Raw genomic sequence first — 20,665 nt, 5'->3', positions numbered from 1 at the left:
TGCGATGACGCTTGTGACCCTTTCTCCCGCCGATACCCGCACCGCGATCGATGCCGGTGCGCGGCTGATCGACATCCGCGGTGCCGACGAACATGCGCGCGAGCGTATTCCCGGCGCATTGAACATACCACTCGACCGGCTCGGCGATCTGCCGCGCGACGGCCGCCCGGTCGTCTTCCATTGCAGGTCGGGTATGCGCACCGCCGCCAATGCGTCCCAGCTGGGCGCGGCAGCGGGTGGCGCGCCGGCCTATATCCTCGGGGGCGGCATCGCGGCGTGGCGGCAGGCCGGACAGCCCATCATCGCCGACCGGTCGCAGCCGCTGGAGATCATGCGGCAGGTCCAGATCACCGCCGGTGTCCTGGTCGTGTCTGGCGTAGTGCTCGGCACGTTCGTCGCCCCCGGCTTTTTCGGTCTATCGGCCGTCGTCGGCGCCGGGCTGATGTTCGCCGGTGCGACGGGCTGGTGCGGCATGGCCAATCTGTTGCGCGTCATGCCCTGGAACCGGCGCGCAGCCGCTTGAGGCGATCATGGGGAGCGCCGCCATCCTTGCCGCACTTGTGTCGGGCGGCGTCATCGGCCTGATCCTGGGCTTGGTCGGCGGGGGTGGGTCGATCCTCGCCGTGCCGCTCCTGATCTATGTCGTCGGGGTGGGGTCGCCGCACGCCGCGATCGGGACAGCCGCTGTCGCCGTCACGGTCAACGCACTGGCCAGCCTGATGGGCCACGCCCGCGCCGGCCGCGTGAAGTGGCGGTGCGCCAGCGTGTTCGCGGTGTCCGGCATGATCGGCGCGGCGCTGGGTGCGGAACTGGGCAAGGCGTTCGATGGCAAGCGGCTGCTCATCCTGTTCGGGCTGTTGATGATCGGCGTCGGCCTGTCGATGTTGCGCCAGCGCCGCATGGCGGAAGCACCCGATGTACGGCTGACCCGCCACAGCGCCGCGACCCTGCTGCCACGTCTGGTGCCAATCGGGCTGGCCGTCGGGCTGGCTGCCGGGTTCTTCGGAATCGGGGGCGGGTTCCTGATCGTGCCGGGACTGATCCTGGCGACCGCCATGCCCCTGCCCTTCGCCATCGGCACGTCGCTGGTCGTGGTTAGCGCGTTGGGCCTGACCACCGCCACCTCCTATGCGCTGTCAGGGCTGGTCGATTGGCGCATCACCGCGTTGCTGGTCATGGGCGGCATCGGTGGGACGATCGGTGGCATCGCTTTGGGCAAGGTTCTCAGCGGTCGCAAGGGGCTGCTCGAACGGGGCTTTGCCGCCGTGGTCATCGCGATCGGGGCCTACATCGCTGCGTCATCGATCTAAGCCCCCCTTCTCGAATGCGAACGGCCGGTACGTCCGCCGAAGAAGGTCGCCAGTTTCGGTTGAGACGGCCTGGCCGCTTTCCCAAAGCATGCCCCCAGCGGCGCTTTCTGAATACCGGCCATTGGACAGGGCCAAACCCGATGGAACACACGGAACCAAGACCCACCGCACCCATTTTGACAGTATGCTGTCAACTACACCCCAAGCCACATGACCCCCACCACCCCTTCCCGCCAACCGCTCACCCCCCGTCCGTGTCGCTGATCGAACGCTATATCGCGGCCTGGCGGGAGCATGACGTGGCGGGCATTCTCGACACGCTGACCCGTGATTGCCTCGTCATCGAGAGCTTCGGGCCGGTCTATCGCGGCCATCATTGGATCGAACAATGGGTGCCGACCTGGTGCGGAGAGGGCGGGCGAGTCATCGCATGGACGATCCGCGATCTCCGCTGCTTTCCCGACATCGAGGTCGCCGAGTGGCACTTTCACTATAGCTGGCGGGGTGAGGAACAGCGCTTTGACGGATCGACTATCGCTAGGCTCCGTGATGGGAAGATCGCCTATCTGCGCGAATATGCCACGACCGCAGACCTCTATGACTGGCAGGGCCGATTTCGCTGACGCCGTGGGCACGTCCCGATAAGCGCCCTCGACGATGCGCGCGGAACCATCGAAGGCGCAGGCCATTTTGACAGTATGTTGTCAATTCCACCCCAAGCCGCATGACCCCGGCCGCCACATCGGACGTGCGCGAACTCGCGCTGGCGGTGTTCGCCGCCAATGGCCGGCTGGTCAGCGCGGGCAATGAGCTGGTCGCGCATCTCGGGTTGACCAGCGCCTGGTGGCAGGTGCTGGCCGCGCTGCGCTATGCGCCGGGACCGCTGGCGGTGGCCTCCATCGCGCGCAACATGGGGCTGACGCGCCAGGCGGTGCAGCGCATCGTCGATCTGCTGGCCGACCAGAAGCTGGTCGATTTTCGCGACAATCCGCACCATCGCCGCGCGAAGCTGGTGGTGCTGACCCCGGCGGGTGCGGACGCGGTGGCGGGCGCCGAGCAGGCCGTCGCGCCGATCGACCGGGCCATTGCCGAGGGGATCGGCGCCGCGCGCATCCGCGATGCCATCGCCACGCTCCACGCAATGGTCGCGCTGATCTCCGAACGGCTCGACCAGCCCCCCTCCCCTCTCCCCTCCGACGAAAAGGATGCATGACCATGATCCTGATCTCTGGCGCCACCGGCGGCATCGGTGGCGAAGTCTGTCGCCTGCTGCACGAAGCCGGCACCCCCTTCCGCGCCATGGCCCGCCGCCCCGAACAGGTCGAGGCGCTGCGCCAAAAGGGCATGGACGCGGTGCTCGGCGATTTCGATCGGCCCGACACGCTGTCGGCCGCGATGCGCGGCTGCGACGCGCTGTTCCTGATCACTCCGCCCACGCAAAGCCAGTTCGCGCAGGAGACCGGCGCGATCGACGCGGCCAAGCGCGAAGGCGTCCAACGGATCGTCAAGATCTCCGCCTCCGACGGCAATATCCATTCACCGGTGCCCTGGGCGCGGACGCATGCGCGCATCGACCATCATCTGCGCGCCTCGGGCGTCGACTGGACGATCCTGAAGCCCACCGCCTTCATGCAGAATTTCCTGTGGTTCAAGGACCCGGTCGCCAGGGGCCTCCTGCCCCAGGTCGCGGGCAAGGGATCGGTATCCTGGGTCGACACCCGTGACGTCGCGCGCGTCGCCGCGACGGTGCTGACCCAGGACGGCCATGTCGGCGCGACCTATTTCCTGACCGGCCCCGAAACGCTCGACATGAAGGAGGCCGCCGCGCGCCTTAGCGAGGTGACGAAGCGGCGCGTGCGCTATCTGAACCTGCCCAAGCCGCTGTTCGCCGCCCTCCTCCGGTTGACCGGCAATTCGCGCTGGATGACCAGGGGGCTGGTCGTCCAGTTCGCCGATGTGGTGGCAGGCCATCACGACATCGACCCGACCTTCGAGATCGAACGGCTGACCGACCATCCGCCGCGCGACTTCCGGACCTTCGTCCGCGATCACCGCGCGGCCTTTGCGGGCGGGGATGAATAGAAGCCTTCGCGTCATGTCCCTGTAAAGATGGCGCTTCATGAGGCCGCGCTTGGCTCGGCAAACAAGGGATCGGTCGGATGACATGGATGATGGCGGCCGCGCTGGCCCTGGGCGCGGCCCCTGCCCCGGGCCGCGAGACGCCCGCCGATCTGGTCGATCCCCTTGTCGGCACGCTCGCCGATTTCGGCCAGCTGACCCCGGCCGCCGTCGCGCCGTTCGGCATGGTCCAGCTCGGCCCCGACACCGATCCCGCCAACCATGCCGGCTATGACTTCGCCGCCACGCGGCTGCACGGCTTTTCCTTCACGCGCGGGGTTGGGGTCGGCTGTGGCGGCGCGGGTGGCGACCTGCTCGTGTCGCTGCGCAGGGCGGGCAGCATCGGCCCCGCGCCGATGGACAAGCGCAGCGAGCGAGCGCGCGCCGGCCTGTACCGCGTGCGCTATGGCGACGGCGTAACGGCGGAGGCGACCGCGACGCGCGGGGCCGGGCTGCTGCGCTTTTCGGTCGAGCGGACAGGCACGTTCACCCTGCGGCTCGATGCGCAGCACAGCTATGCCAAGCGCGCCTCCGCCACCTGGCACACCATGTCGAGCGAAGACCTACGCGCCGACATGATCGCGGGCACGGTCTGCGATCAGGGCCGTTATCGCCTCTTCTCGTCCAGCCGGCTGACGCTGAACGGCCGTCCGCTGGGCCGCATGGTCACGGTGCAGGGCGGCGTCGCGACGCTGGACCTTACCCTCAAGCGCGGCGATGTGATCGCGCTGGCGACCGGCCTGTCGAGCGTCGACGGCGAGGGCGCCGCCAGCGTCCGGGCCCACGAACTGGGCGATCGCGGGTTGGAGGCTATTGCCGAAGAGACGCGCGCCGGCTGGAACGCCGCGCTCGGCCGCGTCCAGCCGGAGGGATCGCGCGCCGAGCGCGCGCTGTTCTACACGTCGCTGTTCCGCGTGTTCCAGACGCCGGTGGCGATCGACGATCCCGATGGCCGGCACCGCGAGAATGACGGCAGCATCGTGCGCTCGCCCGCCGGCCAGACCCGCTATGCCAGCTGGTCGCTCTGGGACAATTACCGCACGCAATTGCCGCTGCTCGGGCTGCTGCAGCCCGAACGCGCGCAGGACATCGCCCGCTCGCTCGCCGATCTCTACACGCGCGGCAAGGCGCAATGGGCGACGCCGAGCGAACCGTTCCTGACGGTACGCACCGAACATGCCGGGATCGCGCTGCTCGATATGCGGCGCAAGGGGATCGCCGACTTCGACGCCGCGGCCGCGCTGAAGGGGATGGTCGCCGACAGCGCGACGCTGCAACGCGAGACGCCCGACCAGCAGATCGAGGCCGCCTATGACGATTGGGCGACCGCACAACTCGCCCGCGACCTGGGTGACAACGCGCTGGCCGCCCGCTTCCTGACCCGGTCGCAGGGCTATCGGACGATGTGGCGATCGGTGTTCGAGACGCCGGGCGCGGACGGCGACACCGTCAAGGCGCGCGGCCTGTATCAGGGGACGCTGTGGCAATATCGCTGGGCGCCGGTCTTCGATCTCGACTGGATGATTGCGACCACGGGGCGTGGCGCCTGGCTGGCGCAGCTGCACCATTTCTTCGACGCCGGCCTGTTCAACATGACCAACGAGCCGGACATCCATGTCCCCTGGCTGTTCGGCGCGGCGGGTGAACCGCAGGCGACCGCCGATCTGGTCCGCACGATCCTCACCCGGCCGATGGCGCATCCCTATACCAATGCGGGCAAGCTGCCCCAGCCCTTTGTCGGGCGCAGCTTCGCGCTGGCGCCGCAGGGTTTTGCCGATGGCATGGACGACGATGCCGGCGCGATGACCGCCTGGTATGTCTTCGCCACGCTCGGCCTCTATCCGCTGGTGCCGGGCGAGCCATGGTATGCGGTCAGCGTGCCCGCCTTCGCGCACACCACGCTCGATCTGGGCGGTGGGCGGCGGATGACCGTGCGCCGGGTCGGTCCGCGCGACGGCCTGGTCGTGCGTGCCGACTGGAACGGCCGCCCGCTGGGCGACTGGCGGGTGACGCACCAGGCGCTGATGGAAGGTGGCACGCTGACCGTGACCACGCGTCCTCGTTGATCTGGCTCCTTGATCTGGATCGCTCGATAAAAGCTGAGGAAATTCACAAAACTGTCGTGCAATACCGCCATGGGAGCCGCCAATAGATCCAAATCGGGGGAAATCATGACCTTTGGCAAAGCCGCGCTGCTCCGCGCCACCATCCTCAGCGCCGTGTTGACGGCGGTGCCGCAACTGGCCGCCGCGCAGACGACCGCCACTGACGCGGCCGAGGCGCAGACGCAGGCCGACGCCGATGCGCAGGAGCTGACCGGCGAAGAGGTGATCGTCACCGGCTCGGCCCGTCGCCAGCGCCGTTTCGACGTGTCCTATGCGGTCAATTCGCTCGGCCAGGACGATGTGAAGCGGCTCGCCCCTCTCAACTTCGCCGACCTGCTCGGCAAGCTGCCCGGCATCCAAGTCGAGGCGACCGGTGGCGAGGTGCAGAACGTCACCCGCGTGCGCGGCATCCCGACCGATGACGGCTATTCCGTGTTCCAGCAGGACGGCCTGCCGCTGTTCCACGACATCAACGGCAATTTCTTCCGCGGTGACAGCCTCAACCGCTACGACCTGATGACCGAGCGGGTCGAGGTGGTGCGCGGCGGCCCGGCGCCGATCTTCGCCAGCCAGGCCGCCGCGATCGTCAACTCGATCACCGTGACCGGCACCGACACCACGCGCGGCAAGGTGCAGGCGACGCTGGGCACCACCGATCTCTATCGCCTCGACGCGATGCAGGCCGGGCCGCTGGGCGAGCGGACCTATTATGCGATCGGCGGCTATCTGCGCCGCGACGGGGGACAGCGCAACAACGGCTTCCCCAATGATCGCGGCGGCCAGATCCGTGCCAATATCAAGCGCGACCTGGACAATGGTACGCTGAAGATCAGCGTCAACTATCTGAACGACCACAACACCTTCTATCTGCCGATCCCCGTGGCCGATCCGCGCAACCCGTCGGTGTCGCTCGATCCGTATATCGACTTCTTCCGGGGCACGCTGAACTCGCCCGCCTTTCGCGGCGTGACGCTGAAGTACCGCGATGCGGCCGGCGTGGTGCGCAGCGAGACGCGCGATCTCGCCGATGGCCGCCACATGGAATATGGCAATATCGGCCTGCAATATGACGCCGAGTTCGGCGGCTGGCAGTTCGCGGCCAAGGCCGGCTACACCCAGGGCAAGCTGCGCTTCGACGCGCTCTATTCGACCTCCAACCCGGTCGACGCCAACAGCTTCGCACGCGGTTTCCAGAGCGCGGCGACGACCGCCTTCGGCGCGGTCGCGCGGCTGGGCTATGCGCTGTCGGGCACCAACGGTGCGACCGCCTATGATCCCTATTCCGCCTCGGGCCTCGTCGTGCAGGGCCAGTATCGCGGCGTCGACTCCAACTTCTATTCGGGCCAGGGCGATGTCAGCGTCACCCGCAAGTTCGACACCGGCTTCGGCACCCACGACCTGCGCCTGGGCGGCTATGCCTCCGCCTACGGTCTGACCAACAAGGCAGTCTATCAGGACTATTTGATGGAGGTGCGCGGCCAGCCCCGCACGCTCGACCTCGTCGCCTATTCGGCGACCGGCGCGGTGCTCGGCTCGGTCACCGACAAGGGCGTGCTGCGCTATGGCACCACGCTCAACCAGGGCGATGTCGATTCGACCGTCTATGCGGTCTATGCCAACGACACCTGGGAAGTGACGCCCGGCCTGCGCATCGATGGCGGTATCCGCCACGAATGGTACAATATCAGCGGCTATGGCCTGACCTCGACCTCGGTCAATCTGGGCGATCCCGCGACGCTCGCCGACAATAGTGTGCGCAGCTTCGACGGCGCGCGACAGACCCGCAAGGACAGCCCGGTCGCGACCAACTGGACGGTCGGCGTCAATTACGACGTCAGCACCCATTTCGGCGGCTATCTGCGCGCCTCGCATCTGGAAGTGCCGCCCCAGTCGGCCAGCTACTACAATATCAACCCCGTGCTGGTGAAGACGCAGGCCGACCAGTATGAGGCCGGGCTGAAGGCCTCGTTCGGCCGCAACTATCTGTACATGACCGGCTTCTATACGAAGTTCGATCCGTTCAACGCCTCGTTCGTGGCGTTCAACCCGACCACCGGCCGCAACGACCAGGCGGTGCCCTTTATCGGCCAGGCCGAGGTCAAGGGCGTCGAGGTCGACGGCATGCTGGCCCCTGCCCCCTGGTTCTTCGTCTCCGGCTCGTTCACCTATCAGGAGCCGAAGTACAAGAATCTACAGAACAGCGCGGGCGCCGATCCTTCGGCGGTCAATGGCAAGCAGATCATCCGCGAGCCCAAGGTGTTCGGCAATATCCGCCCGACCTTCGCCTTCGACGCAGGGAGCGACCAGGTCGAGGTCTATGGCCGCTACGAATATGTCGGCCGGCGCTATGTCGATCTGTTCAACAATACCGGCCTGCCCGCCTATAACACGTTCGGCCTGGGCGCGACGCTGACCCATGGCGGCTTCCAGTTCCAGGTCGTCGGCGACAATATCTTCAACAACAAAGGCCTGACCGAGGGCAATCCGCGCACCGACCAGCTTGACGGCCAGACCTCGCGCGATGCGATCTATGGCCGCCCGATCTTCGGCCGCACCGTGCGCTTCATCCTCAGCAAGTCCTGGTAAGTCGCATGGCGCGGATCATGGCGGCGGCCATCCTTCTCGCCATGACCGCGCCCGGCGCGGCCGACGCCGAGACGCCGGTGCGCGACGCCCGGCTGGCGGCGATGGCGGCGCGGCTGTTCCCCGCCTTGGGCGGGCACCGGCTGGCGGGTGCGGGCCGGGAGGCGCGCGTCGCCGCCTGCGCCGGGGTGCCCGCCTGTATCGTCGCGGCCGCGACCCTGGGCGATGACGAACGCGAGGCGCTGGCCGCCCGGTCGCCCGAGCGCGCCGATGACGTGCGCCGGCAGGTCGACGGACTGAACGATATCCTGCGGGTCTACGGCGTCGGCAAATTGCCGCGCTATCCGATGATCGACGGATCGGACGCGCCCTTTGGCAGCGAGGCCTTCGCTGCCAAGGTCGCCGATGCCGTCACCCTGGCGGGCGCGCAGCGGGACGATCCGGCGGTGGCGGGCGACATCAGCCTGTCGCTCGCGCTCGCGCTGCTCGACGCCAATTCGCGAGACGAGGCGGTCGCCTTCGAACCGCTCGACCAGCGGCACAATGCCGCCGCCTTCGCCCGCGCGCGCGGCATCGACTGGGGCCGCTATCGCTACAGCGCGATCCTGGTGCTGGGCGTCGGGCCGGACGAGCCGACCACGCCGCTCAGCGCCAAGGCCAAGGTGAATGTCCGCACCGCCATGGGCTATTACGCGCAAGGCCTCGCCCCCTTCCTGATCGTCAGCGGTGGGGCAGTCCATCCGCGCGGCACCACCCATGTCGAGGCGCTGGAGATGCGCCGCGCGCTGATCGAGCGCTATGGCGTTCCGGCCGACGCGATCGTGATCGATCCCTATGCCCGGCACACCACCACCAATGTACGCAACGCCACCCGCCGCCTGATCGCGATGGGCGCACCGCTCGACCACGACATGCTGGTCGTCAGCAACGCCGCCCATATCGATTCGATCGCCAGCCCCGCCTTCGCGGCGCGCAACACGCGCGAACTGGGCTATCAGCCCGCCACCCTGTCCGCGCGCATCGCCCCGACCGCCGTCGCGCTGCGCCCATCGCGCGACTCCTTGCGCATCGACCCCGCCGACCCGCTCGACCCTTGAGGGCGCGAGCAGGTCGGCGCCTCGATCACGCCGGCACGGCCCGCGCCGCCTGAATACGCCGCCACAGGCGATAGGCGCGCCAGCCATTCTCCATCCGGCTCATGCGGATATTGTCGCGGTGCCCGGCATAGCTCGCCACCCCATGGACCATGATCGCCACGACGAACAGCGCCAGCAGGATGTGCATCGTGCTCTCGATCTTGTGATCGGAGTTGATCGTCACGCCCAGCAGATAGGCCAGCGCGGTCACCACCAGCAGCCGCACCGCGAGGCGGCGCACCCGGCGCTTGCTGATCTCCAGGATCGCGTTGAGCACCACGACCGGCCAGCGGTAACCGGCTCCAACCTTCTTCATCGATTCGCTCCCTGGCGCGAGCATCGCACCGGGCTTGAGATAGGATGGCAGGCCCCCGCGTCCAGTGGAACGATCACGTGATGCGGCGCGCCGCCATGCGGCGAAACCGTCAGCCCCTGCGTTAGCTGTGCAGGAGAATGACCATGCACGACCTGTCCAACCTGCAACTCGGCATCCGGCGCTCGGCGGAGATGGCGGCGGTCTTCATGATCGGTGACGGTCTGCTCGGGTTGCTCCAGCCCAGACGGCATGTCGATCTCTGGCGATCCGAGGTCGAAGCCGTCGACCTGCTCGTCCGCCCCTTCGCCGATCATCCGGGACGCAGGCGGGCGTACGGCCTGCTACAGCTCGGCGCCGGACTGCTCCTAGCCGCCACGCTGACGCGGCGAGCCTAGAGCAGGGTGACATGGACCCACCCCTCCCCTTCAGGGGAGGGGCCGGGGGTGGGGCGCTTCGACGGGCGGGCCGTTTGAGGCGATGCCCCTCCCCAACCCCTGCCCTGCCCTGCCGCTACAGCCCGCCCTGAAAATCAAAGGTAAACCGATACGGCCGCGCCGTCGCCGCCACCAGCGTCAGGCGGCCATCGGCGACGACTACGGGCACGCCGGGTTCGAGGTCCATCACCCGCGACCAGCCGCCCCCGAACACCGTCACCCGCACCACCAAGCGCCCCGCCTGGACGCACTGGACATCGGCGGGGCAGCGGCTGTCCTCGATCACGCGGTCCGCCCGCACACGCGGCCCGTTCACCGCCGCCATCTGCCCCAGCCGCACCGGCCCCTCGACCGGGCGGGTGGTCGTGCAACCGCCGAGGAGCAACAGGAGCGCGACCGCCCCCTCCCTGCCCCAGCCCATGCGATCAGCCACAGGACGCGGCCACCACCTGTCCATCGGCGACCGTCACCGTAACGCGGTTGATCCGATAGTCCTTGGTGGTCGCGTCGCCCGGCGCGATCCGCCGGAGGAGCGTGCTGCCCGTGCGCTTCAGGATCGTCGCATCGTCGGGCGCGGGCTGGCCGACCAGCGCGGCGGCCCCTTGCGGCCGGCAGGTGCCACGCCCGGCCACGGCCTCATCCGTCGTCGTGCAGGCCCCCAGCACGCCCAGTCCGGCCACCACCGCCAGCATTACGATCCCGTTGCCCGTCATCATCATCTCCGTCCTTACGCCATCCCGGCCAAACCTTGGACGGAGCCGATGTGCCACAGCCTTGGCCGATCAGGCCCGGCGGATGCGATAGGGACCGGCCCGCGCCGCCAGCCCCCGCCCCTTCCAGCTCAGCGCCACCCGCCCCCTCGCCCAGCAGCGTATCGACCGCATCATGGACCGCCGGCATCGCCGCGCGCCAGTCGCCCCCATCAGCCAGCGCCCGCGCGACCTCGCTGGGGCAGATCGTCTTGCCCGACGCGCGCTGGGCCAGCAGCGCCAGCACGGTGTCGCGCGCGGACGACACGCCCTCAATTGCCGTCGGCGTCGACCATGAACACCACCGGCTTGCCGCGCGAGGTCGGGTCCCAGCCGGCACCGAGCGCGGCCCGGACGCAGCGCAGGATCGTCGCATCGTCCAGCTGCAACCGCCCGCGCGGCAGGCCCTTGAGCAGTCGCTTGGGCGCGGGAAACTCCAACCACGCCGCGCGCTTGGCATCCTGCTGGAGCACGGCGATGGTCATCCCCTTCCACCCCTCATGATCCGACTGATGGGGTTCGCTCTGGAGGTGCCAGTCATAGGAAACGCCGTCGAGCGTCACGCTGCCGGCCGTGCTTTGGGTCTTTGCCATGGCCGCGCCCCTAGCATGCCGTGGCCGTCATCGCACGGGGGCGTCGTTCCTGTCGCAAGGATCGCAAACAAAGCGCATACAAATCGGGAATATAAGGCTTTTCATTCGGGACGCGCCGAATCATAGTCGCGCCATGCCGATCCGCGCCGAAAATCGCTGGCTCTATCCGATCGACTGGGCGCAGGTGTCCGCCGCGATCCGGTTCGGCCGGGCCGAGGGGCGGTGCGAGCAATGCCGGCGGCCGCATCTGGCGCGGGTGCCCCATCTGGGCGACGGTCGCTGGTGGGATGCGGAGGCCGGCTGCTGGCGCTCGCCGCGCGGACGCCGGATCACCGTGCGGCAGGTGCCGATCGCGCAGGTCCGCCTGACCCGCGTGGTGCTGGCCTGCGCGCATCTCGACCATGATCCGGGCAATAACGAGCCGCGCAACCTGGCCGCGCTCTGCCAGCGTTGCCACATGATCCACGACGCGGCCGAGCATCGCTGGCAACGCTGGTGGACCCGGTTCCGTCGGCGCGCGATCCGCGACCTGTTCGACGACCCGCGCAGCCTGCATGCCGTTCACCGTGCCAATGCCCTGCGGCGCCTGTCACGACGATAAGTACATTAATATTATATGTCATGATCATGACGCCGTTATGTCATTATTTGCGGATCACAACCATAATGTCGCGGTGAACGCTCTGCCATGAATATTATGTCATATCGGCGATCTCATCGGAATCGGCGGTAACATCGCCTCCTATTCTTATCCCAGATGGTATGCCCCGCACCAATTCGGAGGCAACCGCGCTCTTTCCGAAGATCGCGCTCTGATACGCCGCGCTTGCGAATATCTCGCATGGAGTGGACTGTCATGGGTAAGAGCGACACGATCAAAGACAAGGAAAAGCAGGACCAGGAATTCCGGCAATATATGGAAAAGCTGGATGCCGAATCCAAGGCCGAGGAAACGAAACTTCTCGGAGAAATTCGTGATCTGGTGAAGGAACATTACGACGCGAATAAATGGGATCATGCCCGCCTGTTCGGCGAGCGGCGCAGCGATTATCAGAATTACAGCGACTGGGGGCTGGAGCGGGTCAACGCCATTATCGAGTCGATCGGCAACGCGCTGAAGACCGGCGATTATCCCTCCGCCAAGGTGCCGGGATCGGAAAGCGCCGAACCCTCGACCATCGAAAAGGCCAAGGAGTTCCTCGGCATCTTTGCCGGCGACTATTCGCTGATCATCGCGCGGGTGCAGGCGCTGATCTCGGGTGCGATCAGCCAGTTCTCGGTCAAGTCGGACGCGACCCGCAAGTCCGAGCTGCGCGACATGCCGCTATCGGGCGGGTTGCACCTGTTCTTCGCCTCGTCGGGCAAGGTCTATAAGGAGCAGCGCTTCTTCAGCAACCAGTTCATCGGCTCGTTCCAGATCGTGTTCGAGACGCATATGAGCGTCGACGAGGCGCGCTATCTGGGGCTGCAGCAGATCCTGGCGACGACCGAGCAGGAGCTGGCGATCCTCAACGACCTCATCATCTCTATCCGCAAGAGCCAGGCCGAGAGTCTGAAGGAGATCATGAAGAAGGACATCAAGGACTATGTCTCGACCAAGGCGGCCTATGACGAGGCCCTCGACGCTACCAAGGCGGATCGCGACAAGCTGGTCGAGCAGTACAACAAGTACAAGTCGGTGACCGACACCGTCGATGCCCTCCACGACACGCTCGACCTGACCGCGTTCGGCAAGCCGGCCGCGAGCCATCAGGCGCTCCAGCTCGAACATCTGTTCAATCCGTGGGAGGCGGAGATCGCACACCGCTATCTCCGCGAAAAGCACGCCGCCTGAGCCCCCCTGCCCTTCTTTCTCGGGAGATAAACCATGCCACTGACTCCGGCCGAGGCGAATTTCATCGCCATTCACAAATTGGGCTGCCGCTATGGCCATACGATCGATGGCGCGGCCTATGGGTTCCTCGATATTCTCGGCGATGGCCGTGATGGCGGCAATGTCACGCCGATGGACATATTCCGCTGGACGGTGAACCCCGACCAGCCGGCTTATGAGCCGCGTTGGCACGATCGCTTGTGGAACACCTGCGGGACGATCGTCGGCCTCAGCGGCGCGGGCAACGTCATGCTGGTGACGCTGGCCTCGCCGACGGCGGAACGGTATCTCTTTCCCTCGCCCGCCGCGCGCGGCGACGGCTATTCCTTCCGCAAGTGCAACAGCCTGCCGCCCAATGCGCAGATCCTGGCCAACATCCCCTATGGGGCCGGCCATGCGGCGCCCGAACAGGCGGACATCGTTGCGGTCGCGAATGGCGCGGACGTCGACCTCAAAACGGTCGAGCAGCTCTATGACTCGATCCTGATCGGGATCAAGACGCTGGTGAAGACTGCACTCGCCTGATCCCCTGCCCCCGTCCGCTGGCGGATCGTCGGCGGACGGGGCACTTCTTCCCTTCTCTTCCAAAAAAGAAAAACCTCTCACCCCCCGGTTAGACGGTTTGTTTAAGGTTAAGCAGTTAAACTAGCCGCCACCGGGGCGATTCTGGCGGAATCCCGCGATTCGCGGCGTACCTCCCGTTCCCGAAAGATCGACGGATCGTTCCCGAAGGATCGAACATGGCGTTCCCGAAGGATCGTCGATCCGTTCCCGATGGGTCGCGAGCCGTTCCCGGAGTGTCGAAGGCCCCATTCAGCCCCTGTTTGGCGCCGGCGAATTGAATCACTTTGTGCGGGCATTGCGCGGGGGACGTTCAATCCGGAAATGCTGGCGCGGCGCGGATCGGATTTGTCGGGAAGGCCGGCGCGACACCCGACACTTCGGGAACGCGGTGATGCCGGCCAAAGGGGCAAGGCGAGCGCCCTCCCCTCCCCCGCGCGCGGGTCACGAAGCCGTCAGGCCCCCGCCGTCCGCGTATCAGCGACCCAGTTCGTGGCGGTGCTTGGCGTCCCAGCGGCGGACATAGCCGATGAACGCCGCCTGATAGCTGACCGGCGTACGCGCGGGATCGGCGTCGATCCAGGCGCGAAATTCGGCGTGCAGTGTCTGGTAATCCCAGCCCGGACATTCGGCGCGCAGCGTTGCCAGTGTCGCGGGCGTGATCTCGCCATCGGTCGCGCGCGTCGCCAGGCTCTTGACGCTGCGCCGGATCATGGCGGCCGCATCGATCAGCTCCTGCGTGCGCTCGGGCAGCTTGGCGGGCACCGGTTCGGCCGGCGGAACGTCAGGCGAAGGGGGCGGGGACGGGGCAGGGGGCGCCGTCCCGACCGACACGGCGCGCTGGGGTGCCTCGGGCCGGCGTCGCATCCGCAATTGCGGCTCGCGCTTGTCGGCGGGTTGCTCCAGCGTCAGCGTATAGCCGGGCAGCTCGTTGCGTTCGGCGATCTTGGCGATCTCGAACTTGAAGCGGCGATATTGCCCCTCGGCGCCCGATTTCTCGAACAGCGTCGGCATGGAGATGGCGAAACCGGTCTCGCCCGCCCCGCCGGCATGTTTGCGCGCGACGCGGTAGAGCCAGCGTTCGCGCCCGCCGGTCAGGTCGAAATAGGCGCGGTCGATCGACAGGACGCCGCCCGTCATCATCACGCCTTCCCAGAACCAGTTGGACAGCTCGATCGTCATGCCGCGCGAGCGTTCGGTCTTTTCGTCGACCAGCTGGGTCCAGCCATCGAGCCAGGAAAAGGTCGCCTCACGCCGTCCGCGCGCAGCGGCGGGCTGGCCGGCATCGGCGCGGATATTGGTCTTGATCGTCGTCGCGACCAGCCGGTCGAGCGCCTGCCCCAGCAGCTCATAGGCGCGGCCCGTCGTCGGCCGCCCGATCGCGCGCAATAGGTCATAGGGCATCAGGTGCAGCTTGCGCGGCACGTCGTTGATCCCGCGCCTGGCCATGTCGGCGAGCACGCTGGCGCAATAGATCAGGATGTCGGCATCCCAGATCGTCGCCATGCCATAATCGGCATTGGCCGAGACATGGACCCACAGCTTGCCGTCGGGGCTTTTATAATCGATCGGCTTGACCCGTTTCGACTTGGCCAGGCTGAAAAAGGGCCGCTCCATCATCTCGCGCTGGTCGCGCAAGGGCAGGTCGGCGAGATAGGGGAGAAACAGGTCGAACTGTTCGGACACCTTCTCGGAGGTGGCGCGCGTCATCGTTCCCACCCCGCAGGACGTAAAAGTTTCCCCGGGGAAACTTTTCGCCCGACGTCGGACAAGGGCAGGGGAGCACCCCGCCCCGCCGCCCGATGTTTCCCCGGGGAAACTTTTCGCCCGTGCGCCCGCATCACCGTTGCAACCCGCGCCCTTCGGCCTCCAGCTCGGTCAGCGCCATGCGGAGGATGTCGGCCACTTCCTCGGGGTCCATGCCGGTGCCCGCATGCAGGCGGATGGTCATGCCCTGGCGATTGTTGGACTGGACGGTCAGGACCTTGCGGCCATAGGGCGTCTTCCATTCGTAGCGCGGCGGCTGCGGCTCGGCGATCACCGGCGCGTTGAGCAGGCTGCGCACCACCTCGGCGGCCGGCAAAGCGGGGCGGCCTTCGTCGCGCCGGGTCTGCTGTTCGCGCGCCAGGGTGACGGCATAGGTCAGGATGCGATCGACCTTGCTCTCGTCGCCCAGCGCCTGCGCCAGCGCATAGCCGCTCTTCAACTGTACCTCGGCGGGCGAGGCGAAGGCGGCGATCACCGGTTCGGGCAGGCTGGCGACCTTCAACATCTTGGACAGCCAGCCCTTGGACAGCTTCAGCCGCTCGGCCATGCGGGTGGCGTGGTTGCCATAATGGGTCTTCAGCGCCTCGGAATAATTGCGGGCGCGTTCCAGGTCGGACACGTCGGCACGCGCCCGGTTCTCCAGATCGGCGAGGCGGAACGCCGCCTCGTCGTCGAGCACCGCGACCTGCGCGACGAACATCATGTCGGGATAGCTGTGCGCGCGCAGCCACGAGATCGACCAGTGCCGCCGCGTGCCGGCGATCACCTCATAATCATGGTCGGCATCGCCCTCGATCCGGCGGACGACGGCGGGGACCTTCTGCCCCCCTTCGGCGATGATCGAGTCGATCAGCTCGCGACAGCTCGCCTCGGTCAGATGCGCATAGGAGCGCGCATTGCCCGGCCATATGCGCACCCGCGCCGGGTCGAGCAGCAGCTGCGTGACCTGACGCACCTCGCCCGAGGCAACCCGCGCCAGCGCCGATTCGCGACCCAGCAATGTGGTGCCGCGCAGCCGCTCGGCGGGGCGCTCGCCGGGCGTGGGGGCAGGGGGGCTGTCGGTGCCCGAAGCCGCTTCGTCGGCCAGCAACGCCGCCAGATAATCGGATTGTTTACGCGCCATGATCGTCTCCCGCGCGGAACATAGGGGAAACGCGCAGTTGTAGGAAAGGGGGGTAAAGGGCGATTTCAGGCCGAGGCATAGAGCACCGCCTCATCCGCCGGGGTCACCCGGCCCCAGCCCTGCCGGACCAGCTGTTCGATCTGCCCCATCGCCTCGTCCAGATTGGCGCGGCAGCGCTTGTGTGTCTTCGAGGTGCCGATCGGCTTGTCGAGTTCATAGACGGTCATCATCCGCATCGCGGCATGGCTGATCTCCGCCGACTCCAGGATCGGTACGGGAAGGAGCGCGGGGCCGAAGCTCTGCTCCATGATCGCGCGAACCATGGAGTGGCTGGGGTCGTTGCCGTCGAACTTGGAACAGATCAGCCGGACGAAGCTGTAATCCACCTCGATCCCGGCGCCCGCCAGCTGCTGCAGCACCTGGTCCATCATCGACAGGAACTGCACGGTCGAGCAGAAATCGGGTGTCGTCGCGGCGAGCGGCACGAGCAGCGCATTGGCCGCCTGCATCACCGCCAGGCTGATCGTGCCCAGTGCGGGCGGCGGGTCGAGCAGGACGATGTCATATTCGCCCGCCAGCGCGATCAGTCCCTGTTTCAGCTTGCGGAACCGCGCCGCCAGCACCGACTGGCCATCCGATCCGGCCGCTGCCAGTTCGTACTCGACGTCGAACAGCTCCAGGTTGGACGGGATCAAGTCGACATTGGGCCAGGGGGTCGGCTTGACCGCATAGGACAGGTCGGTCTGGGTCGGGTCGATCGACAGATAGGAGTAGAGCGTCTCCTCGCGCGTGATGTTGAAATGCGGGTTGAAGCCGAACAAGGTCGTCGTCGTCGCCTGGCTGTCGCAATCGACGACCAGCACGCGGTAGCCCTGCACCGCGAAATAATGCGCCAGATGGGTGGTGACGGTCGACTTGCCGACGCCGCCCTTGAAATTCTGGACCGCGATGATCGCGGGCACGTCGAGGGGGGCGCGGGCAGGCGAGGCGCCCAGCACCTGGCGCATGTTGAGCAGCTCGGGCACGCTATAGCCCAGACGCCGGCCATTCTCGGCGGCCGGCGCGGGGGGAAGGCGGCCATCCTCCTCGGCCATGCGGATGCGGTTGGTCGAACAGCCGAGCAGCTGCGCGGCCTCGGCGATGCCGAAGCGGACGTTCAGGCCCTTGCGGCTTTCGGGCAGGAAGGCCTTGCGGCGCAAACGCTCGATCATCCGCTCGCCAGCCTCCGCCAGATCGCCGATCTGAGAGACGATTGCATTCATGTCAGGGTCCGATCGCCGAATTGAAGCTTATTGGCCTTTATATGTCATGGCGAGCTTCATTCGGGCAAGAGGTAATGCACCCGCGCTCAGAGCGATCCGGCATGTGGCGCGAGCACGCCGACGGTTGCGACAAGGCCGCGCGCTTCCATGTCGCGTAGCATCGTCTCCGCCGTCATGGCGGGGCGCTGGAAGCGCTGGCGCATCCGGCGGATGGCGGGAATGGCGCGGCCCGTATCGAGCGCGATCGTATCGGCGATGAAGTCATCGGCGGAGCACGCCTCGATGCCCAGCGGCGCCAGGATCGCGGCGGGGAAGTCGCGCAGATTTTCGGTGACGATGGTCTGCGCCTGGGTCTTCAGCGCCCAGAACATGGTGATCGCCGGCATCGGGGAGTCCGGTCGCGCTGGGGAGCAACAGCGCATGCCCCTCGACCATCGCCTCCTCGAAGGCGGCTTCCATGGCGCGACGCGCGCGGGCTGCGCGCCCGGAGGCATCCGCCAGCCCCTTTTGCGCGGCCATGCCGGCGATGGCGCGTTCGGTCTCATCCAGGATGGTCGCTGACCAGCGTACCCGGAAGAACTCCGCCTCGCCAATGTCAGCAGCAGGTTGCGGCGGAATACGTCCGCCAGCGTGCAGGCATCGATCAGCGCGGTATAGCGGTTGGCGAACATCAGAGCAGGTCGGCATCCCCCGCCGCCATCGCCGAGAGTTCTCGGGCGCGGGAGGCGTCGCGGCTGGCCTTGTAGGCGAAGACGTCCTCGGCGCGGATGCGGCGGTGCCGCCCGGTGAAGCTGTGCGGGATCACTCCCTTGTCGAGAAGCCCGATCAGATAGGGGCGTGAGACGTTAAGCAGGTCGGCGGCCTGCTGCGTGGTCAGCAATTCGCGGATCGGCACCAGCGTAACAGCATGGCCGCTGCTGATATGGCGCAGCAGGTCGAGCAGCAGGGCGGAGGTGTCGGGGGTCAGGACGATGTCGACCGGCTTGCGCGTCTGCTCGTCGAACACCTTGAGCGTATCGCCGCTGGCATGGGCGGCGATGATGCGACGCAACTGGTCGGCGGACTGGCGGTCGGCGGGCGTCGGCAGGCGCTCTCCGAAGGGTTCGGCAAAGGCGGGCAAGGTCATGGGGGTGTGCTCTCCGGGCAGCAATCCTTTTACGCGATATTCGCAATAAACGCAACGGATGACACGAAGGTTGCGGAGGGTCAGGCACCGGTCAGGCGGGCGTTTGCCGATTCCGCCACATCATGCGCGGATGCGTCGCGCTGTCGCCACCGGCGGGGATGAAGCCGGCGCGGTGGTAGAGGGCCTGGGCGCGGGGGTTGTCATGGGCGACGTCGAGCATGAGGGCGGCGTTGGCGGAGGCGGCTTCGGCCTTCAGCCGGTCGAGCACGGCGCGGCCGATGCCTTGGCCGGTTGCCTCGGCGACCAGCGCCAGGTCGATGATGTGCCAGGGCAGGGTGGTGCGGTCGAGGCAGAGGCGACCGACCGCCATGCCGTCCGCAAGGATCATCCGCCGCTCGGCACCGGGATGGCGGCTCGCGATATGGCGCTCCTGGCCTGCGTGCTGCTGGGCGAGCAGGGTGGCGAGCATCGGGGCGGGGAGGGCGAAGCCGGCGGGGGCGCGCCAATGGCCGGTATGGGCGCGGGCGATCAGCGCGGCATCGTCCGGGGTTTCGGGCCGGAACATGATCCGATCAGGTGCCATGCCGGGGTCCGCCATCTTGTCGGCGCCGCCCCGATCGGGAATGGTGGCGGGCGAGGAAGGATCGTGCATGCGCTTGATGACCCCGGAAGATTTCCTGCCCTGGGTGGGCAAGACGGTGAAGGTGAACACGCTGCCTGAGGCGGTCGAGGTGCGGCTGGACCGCGTCGAGACGTCGCCGCGCCTGCCCGATGGACTCGATTTCCGGCAGCCCTTTTCGCTGTTCTTCGAAGCGCCGCTTAGCGTCGTGCTGCTCGACCTGGCCTATGAGTTCGATTGCGGGCGCGGCGGGCCGCACAGCATCTTCATCAGCCAGTGCCCGCCGCTGCGCGATCGGCGCGTCTATCAGGCGGTGTTCAACTGATCGAAAAGGGGCTAGCACCCTGTCCCGAGGGGTAGGGTGCTGGCCGATTGATCAGTCGCGCGGTGGGTAATAGCCCTCGATACAGATGACCGCGTTCATCGCCAGATAGGGCTGCATCAGGGACATGGGCTGGCTGCCGCCGGCCAGACCGGTGTTGCCCGCCGGCGTACCCGCCAGGTTCACCGTCGCGTTGCCCGATCCCGCCGGTACGTAGATCGCGGCACCGCTGGCATTGGGATCGATCAAATTGCCCAGACGCGCGCCGGCCGAGGCCGAGGCGGTGCTGTCGTCGGCCGTATTGTCGGTGACGATGGCCATGCCCGGCTGTGCGGGGAATGCATGAACATGCGCGGGCATTTGCGTGGTGAGGATGGTGGTCTGCTCGGTGCCGGCCGCTTCGCCCGCCTGATAATTATGGCTGACACCAGGTGCCTGGCCGGTACCGACGGGCACGCGACCGCCCAGATGCGGCAATCCGAAGGTCTGCTGGCCATTGCCGCCATAGGTGATGCCGAGCAGCGAGAAGAGCGCGGAATTCTGCGCGATGCTCAGGAGCTGTCCCTGGCATAACGACCAACCGCGCGGGGCATAGCTGCCCGCAGTAAACATCACGTATCCGAGATATGCTTCCATGTCCGCTCCCTTGAGGGCGCGCCAATTCGCAA

At 67.0% G+C, this 20,665-nt stretch carries 25 protein-coding genes and 1 pseudogene; 14 read left to right on the top strand and 12 right to left on the bottom strand.

Annotated elements, in window-relative coordinates; all coding sequences use genetic code 11:
* The first annotated feature begins 4 nt into the window (after positions 1–4).
* The 8 genes from GGR48_RS11070 (at position 5) to GGR48_RS11035 (ending at position 9,213) form a co-directional block, all read left to right on the top strand.
* A complete protein-coding gene (locus GGR48_RS11070) occupies positions 5–523 on the top strand; it encodes a rhodanese-like domain-containing protein (RefSeq protein ID WP_183951970.1) in 519 nt (172 codons plus the stop codon).
* Between the two features lie 7 nt (positions 524–530).
* Positions 531–1,310: a sulfite exporter TauE/SafE family protein gene (locus GGR48_RS11065; RefSeq protein WP_183951969.1), complete on the top strand. Its 780-nt coding sequence runs from the start codon at positions 531–533 to the stop codon at positions 1,308–1,310.
* Between the two features lie 254 nt (positions 1,311–1,564).
* A complete protein-coding gene (locus GGR48_RS11060; protein ID WP_183951968.1) occupies positions 1,565–1,933 on the top strand; it encodes a nuclear transport factor 2 family protein in 369 nt (122 codons plus the stop codon).
* A 101-nt stretch (positions 1,934–2,034) separates the two neighbouring features.
* Positions 2,035–2,523, top strand: a complete 489-nt coding sequence (locus GGR48_RS11055) for a MarR family winged helix-turn-helix transcriptional regulator (protein ID WP_183951967.1) — start codon at positions 2,035–2,037, stop codon at positions 2,521–2,523.
* A 2-nt stretch (positions 2,524–2,525) separates the two neighbouring features.
* The gene (locus GGR48_RS11050; protein ID WP_183951966.1) at positions 2,526–3,392 is read left to right on the top strand and encodes an SDR family oxidoreductase; all 867 of its coding nucleotides are present in this window, start codon (positions 2,526–2,528) and stop codon (positions 3,390–3,392) included.
* 77 nt (positions 3,393–3,469) lie between these two features.
* On the top strand, positions 3,470–5,494 hold the full coding sequence (locus GGR48_RS11045) for a glycoside hydrolase domain-containing protein (RefSeq protein ID WP_240456057.1): 2,025 nt from the start codon (positions 3,470–3,472) through the stop codon (positions 5,492–5,494).
* A gap of 105 nt (positions 5,495–5,599) precedes the next feature.
* Complete coding sequence (locus tag GGR48_RS11040) at positions 5,600–8,119, top strand: TonB-dependent receptor (protein ID WP_183951965.1); 2,520 nt, start codon at positions 5,600–5,602, stop codon at positions 8,117–8,119.
* Positions 8,120–8,124: 5 nt separating this feature from the next.
* Positions 8,125–9,213: a YdcF family protein gene (locus GGR48_RS11035; protein WP_206362496.1), complete on the top strand. Its 1,089-nt coding sequence runs from the start codon at positions 8,125–8,127 to the stop codon at positions 9,211–9,213.
* Positions 9,214–9,238: 25 nt separating this feature from the next.
* Here the strand turns inward: GGR48_RS11035 and GGR48_RS11030 are convergent, their stop codons facing one another.
* A complete protein-coding gene (locus tag GGR48_RS11030) occupies positions 9,239–9,568 on the bottom strand; it encodes a hypothetical protein (protein WP_183951964.1) in 330 nt (109 codons plus the stop codon).
* 137 nt (positions 9,569–9,705) lie between these two features.
* On the opposite strand from GGR48_RS11030, the gene GGR48_RS11025 reads away from it, so the two are divergent.
* Positions 9,706–9,963 carry a hypothetical protein gene (locus GGR48_RS11025; protein ID WP_240456058.1) on the top strand — a complete coding sequence of 86 codons (258 nt, stop codon included), beginning with the start codon at positions 9,706–9,708 and terminating at the stop codon, positions 9,961–9,963.
* 115 nt (positions 9,964–10,078) lie between these two features.
* Here GGR48_RS11025 and GGR48_RS11020 read toward each other — a convergent pair whose 3' ends face one another.
* From GGR48_RS11020 to GGR48_RS11005, 4 genes and pseudogenes are all read right to left on the bottom strand, one after another.
* Entirely contained in the window at positions 10,079–10,423 is a 345-nt protein-coding gene (locus GGR48_RS11020; protein WP_183951962.1) for a hypothetical protein, read from the bottom strand.
* Between the two features lie 4 nt (positions 10,424–10,427).
* A complete protein-coding gene (locus tag GGR48_RS11015; RefSeq protein ID WP_183951961.1) occupies positions 10,428–10,718 on the bottom strand; it encodes an I78 family peptidase inhibitor in 291 nt (96 codons plus the stop codon).
* A 199-nt stretch (positions 10,719–10,917) separates the two neighbouring features.
* Positions 10,918–11,127, bottom strand: a pseudogene (locus GGR48_RS18390) (DUF3253 domain-containing protein); the annotation flags it as partial.
* Positions 11,024–11,344: a hypothetical protein gene (locus GGR48_RS11005; protein WP_183951960.1), complete on the bottom strand. Its 321-nt coding sequence runs from the start codon at positions 11,342–11,344 to the stop codon at positions 11,024–11,026. The gene GGR48_RS11005 and the pseudogene GGR48_RS18390, both read right to left, overlap by 104 nt.
* 133 nt (positions 11,345–11,477) lie before the next feature.
* Here GGR48_RS11005 and GGR48_RS11000 point away from each other — a divergent pair, with 133 nt between their 5' ends.
* The 3 genes from GGR48_RS11000 (at position 11,478) to GGR48_RS10990 (ending at position 13,742) form a co-directional block, all read left to right on the top strand.
* A complete protein-coding gene (locus GGR48_RS11000) occupies positions 11,478–11,945 on the top strand; it encodes a hypothetical protein (protein WP_183951959.1) in 468 nt (155 codons plus the stop codon).
* 255 nt (positions 11,946–12,200) lie between these two features.
* The gene (locus GGR48_RS10995) at positions 12,201–13,178 is read left to right on the top strand and encodes a hypothetical protein (protein ID WP_183951958.1); all 978 of its coding nucleotides are present in this window, start codon (positions 12,201–12,203) and stop codon (positions 13,176–13,178) included.
* 33 nt (positions 13,179–13,211) lie between these two features.
* Positions 13,212–13,742, top strand: a complete 531-nt coding sequence (locus GGR48_RS10990; RefSeq protein ID WP_183951957.1) for a hypothetical protein — start codon at positions 13,212–13,214, stop codon at positions 13,740–13,742.
* A 513-nt stretch (positions 13,743–14,255) separates the two neighbouring features.
* On the opposite strand, the gene GGR48_RS10985 is transcribed toward GGR48_RS10990, so the two are convergent.
* From GGR48_RS10985 to GGR48_RS18145, 4 genes are all read right to left on the bottom strand, one after another.
* Positions 14,256–15,488: a replication initiator protein A gene (locus GGR48_RS10985; protein WP_183951956.1), complete on the bottom strand. Its 1,233-nt coding sequence runs from the start codon at positions 15,486–15,488 to the stop codon at positions 14,256–14,258.
* A 130-nt stretch (positions 15,489–15,618) separates the two neighbouring features.
* Positions 15,619–16,668, bottom strand: coding sequence for a ParB/RepB/Spo0J family partition protein (locus GGR48_RS10980; RefSeq protein ID WP_183951955.1), 1,050 nt, complete (start codon positions 16,666–16,668; stop codon positions 15,619–15,621).
* Positions 16,669–16,733: 65 nt separating this feature from the next.
* Positions 16,734–17,930, bottom strand: a complete 1,197-nt coding sequence (locus GGR48_RS10975) for an AAA family ATPase (protein ID WP_183951954.1) — start codon at positions 17,928–17,930, stop codon at positions 16,734–16,736.
* Between the two features lie 86 nt (positions 17,931–18,016).
* Positions 18,017–18,316 carry a VapC50 family PIN domain-containing toxin gene (locus tag GGR48_RS18145; protein WP_240456059.1) on the bottom strand — a complete coding sequence of 100 codons (300 nt, stop codon included), beginning with the start codon at positions 18,314–18,316 and terminating at the stop codon, positions 18,017–18,019.
* 34 nt (positions 18,317–18,350) lie between these two features.
* On the opposite strand from GGR48_RS18145, the gene GGR48_RS18140 reads away from it, so the two are divergent.
* Positions 18,351–18,491, top strand: coding sequence for a hypothetical protein (locus GGR48_RS18140; protein ID WP_240456060.1), 141 nt, complete (start codon positions 18,351–18,353; stop codon positions 18,489–18,491).
* Between the two features lie 109 nt (positions 18,492–18,600).
* On the opposite strand, the gene GGR48_RS10965 is transcribed toward GGR48_RS18140, so the two are convergent.
* Both GGR48_RS10965 and GGR48_RS10960 read right to left on the bottom strand, forming a co-directional pair.
* The gene (locus tag GGR48_RS10965) at positions 18,601–19,056 is read right to left on the bottom strand and encodes a helix-turn-helix domain-containing protein (RefSeq protein ID WP_183951953.1); all 456 of its coding nucleotides are present in this window, start codon (positions 19,054–19,056) and stop codon (positions 18,601–18,603) included.
* 91 nt (positions 19,057–19,147) lie between these two features.
* A complete protein-coding gene (locus GGR48_RS10960) occupies positions 19,148–19,708 on the bottom strand; it encodes a GNAT family N-acetyltransferase (RefSeq protein ID WP_183951952.1) in 561 nt (186 codons plus the stop codon).
* Here GGR48_RS10960 and GGR48_RS10955 point away from each other — a divergent pair.
* Positions 19,707–20,000 (top strand): DUF6916 family protein, encoded by a 294-nt coding sequence (locus GGR48_RS10955; protein WP_183951951.1) that lies wholly within the window; start codon positions 19,707–19,709, stop codon positions 19,998–20,000. The genes GGR48_RS10960 and GGR48_RS10955 overlap by 2 nt on opposite strands.
* Before the next feature lie 51 nt (positions 20,001–20,051).
* Here GGR48_RS10955 and GGR48_RS10950 read toward each other — a convergent pair whose 3' ends face one another.
* Complete coding sequence (locus GGR48_RS10950; RefSeq protein WP_183951950.1) at positions 20,052–20,633, bottom strand: phage tail protein; 582 nt, start codon at positions 20,631–20,633, stop codon at positions 20,052–20,054.
* Between the last annotated feature and the right edge of the window lie 32 nt (positions 20,634–20,665).

Source organism: Sphingomonas pseudosanguinis, from assembly GCF_014196255.1.
In the GTDB taxonomy this organism is placed as follows: Bacteria; Pseudomonadota; Alphaproteobacteria; order Sphingomonadales; family Sphingomonadaceae; genus Sphingomonas; species Sphingomonas pseudosanguinis.
The sequence above is the reverse complement of the archived record's forward strand: the minus strand, read 5'-3'. Positions and strand labels throughout refer to the sequence as shown.